We start from the raw sequence: 1,927 nt of genomic DNA, 5'->3' as shown, positions 1-1,927 counted from the left end.
TTCTTGTAGCTGATGGTCGATGAGGTCATCTCAACCGAATTATCCGCCACCCGTTAAGTTGCCGACAACGTGACATCGCCGTTCCAGGAAGCCGAGAAGGAGCGGTGCATCGAACTGCTCGATCTCGATGCGGGACGGAGTGGTCCCCAAACGAGCCGCCGCGAAGGAGAGCAGCAGCTGGAAGCTGTAGGCGTAAGCCGCGCAGGTATGTTGGCTTGCCCGCCGGCACGGCATCAAGCGAAAATGTTCTAGCCGCCGGAGCAATCCTCGTTCTTTAGATCGCGGCCAACAGGCTGGCGACGGTTTAGCTTTCTCGCAACAGATAACGTGATCACCGCATCTTCTCTCCATCAAAAATATGAGGTGGCATTCGGCCCGACATATTCCGTCATCAGCCCAGACGAACGAGCTTTCCTTATCAGCGCGTTGGCACTGCCGAGATCAGTCTTGATTAACTGCTCTTTCTCCACACATTGATCGGCGAAGTTCGCGTGCATCCAATGCGACGCGCGAGGGGTCAGTGCTCTGATCGCCCAGACCCCTGTCCGTTCGCACTGGACTCTGAAGTCAGGCGCATGCCGTTCAACCGTTCCAATCAAGGCAGACATTCATTTCTCCTTTATCGCTGCAGGCGTATTCGTGAGAGAATTTCTGACGATGTTCGTTCGAACTGCGCACTGGCAGACATACTTCCAATGTGTTCCAGGCTATTCTCTGATTGCTTATACGCTGGCCGCGTCCGATCTCTTGATGTGAATCAAAGAGTACCGTTGAGAGCCATTCCGCGGCGCCTCGACGATGAGCTTGCCGGGCACCGTAAACTTAACGCTGTGAAACCAAGATCTCGGAGTGAGGCCTTGGTTCATTCGGCGTGAAGGCGCGCGATTTGGCGCCATGCTTGCATGGCAGTTGCTCGCAGTTCTCAATGGTGGGTGAATGGAACGATGCCACCGAAGTGCCACATTGTTCAATTCGAAGCGATGGTCTTCAGAAGCGAAAGTTAATGCCCGCCTTAATTACACTATCGTTAAGGTCTGACCCCGAGTTGACGCCTCCGCTCGGGGTCGGGACAGCGTTATTAATGACGTAGTTGTACTCGATCTTTGCTGACACGCCGCCCGGAAACGCGTGCTCGACGCCGCCGCCGAAGAGGTAGCCCTGTTTCCAGCTCTCCGGTCCGGATTTCCACTTGTCCGATCCGAATACGGGGCGGCGGCCCTCGAACTCGGTCGTTGTGACGCCCGCGGTGCCGTAGATGAAAGTGCGGTCAAGGCCCAAGCCAGCCTTCGCCTTCGCGGCACCGCGGAAGCGGCTTTCCACCTTGCCGCCGGGCACACGCACTTCATTGTTCAGGTAAGAGCCTTCCAGTTCTGCGCCGAAAACGCCCGGTCCGGCCTGGAAATTGTAACCTACCTGAGCGCCCACCGCTGGGGCGCGATCATTGTTGAACGGGTTGAATTTGGGGGCCGCGACACCTCCGTGAAGACCGGCGTAAGCCCCGGCCCACGAGAAGATTCCCGGCGCGTCATAAGAGGGGGCGCTCGGAACGCTGTGGTCGGCGAGATCGGCCGCCGACGCGCCGCGTGCCATTAGGGTTGAGACAATTACGAAGACGATTTTTCTTTTAGTTATCGACATAGGAACTCCCTAACGAGCCAATGCCAGAAGTGCAGTTAACGGCTCTGATTGCCTTGAAGCATCGATTTAGGCTTTCATCGCCGCTGGCGATCAGCACCTCGGATGATATTGATAGGTCCTCTCATTGTCTTCGCCAGCGTCAATTCAACAAACATCCTTCTAGCGGCTATAGCTGACAGTAGCCTGAAAGCTGTAAAACAGGCGATGGCACGTTGTCGGCAACTTAACGGGTGGCGGATAATTCGGTTGAGATGACCTCATCGACCATCAGCTACAAGAACCACCGCTT

General features: G+C 55.9%; 2 protein-coding genes. Both read right to left on the bottom strand.

From position 1 onward, the window contains the following. Positions 1–350: 350 nt before the first annotated feature. Entirely contained in the window at positions 351–608 is a 258-nt protein-coding gene (locus BS629_RS09075) for a hypothetical protein (RefSeq protein ID WP_077988120.1), read from the bottom strand. 379 nt (positions 609–987) lie between these two features. Further along, positions 988–1,638 carry an outer membrane protein gene (locus BS629_RS09070; RefSeq protein WP_077988119.1) on the bottom strand — a complete coding sequence of 217 codons (651 nt, stop codon included), beginning with the start codon at positions 1,636–1,638 and terminating at the stop codon, positions 988–990. Positions 1,639–1,927 lie beyond the last annotated feature (289 nt).

It is taken from the genome of Rhizobium leguminosarum bv. viciae USDA 2370 (assembly GCF_002008365.1).
GTDB lineage: Bacteria > Pseudomonadota > Alphaproteobacteria > Rhizobiales > Rhizobiaceae > Rhizobium > Rhizobium leguminosarum.
This window is presented reverse-complemented; position numbering and strand designations above follow the sequence as displayed.

Excerpts from the sequence above, each read along its gene's own strand:
- BS629_RS09075 (WP_077988120.1), bottom strand. The coding sequence starts at position 608 with ATGTCTGCCTTGATTGGAACGGTTGAACGGCATGCGCCTGACTTCAGA.
- BS629_RS09070 (WP_077988119.1), bottom strand. The coding sequence starts at position 1,638 with ATGTCGATAACTAAAAGAAAAATCGTCTTCGTAATTGTCTCAACCCTA.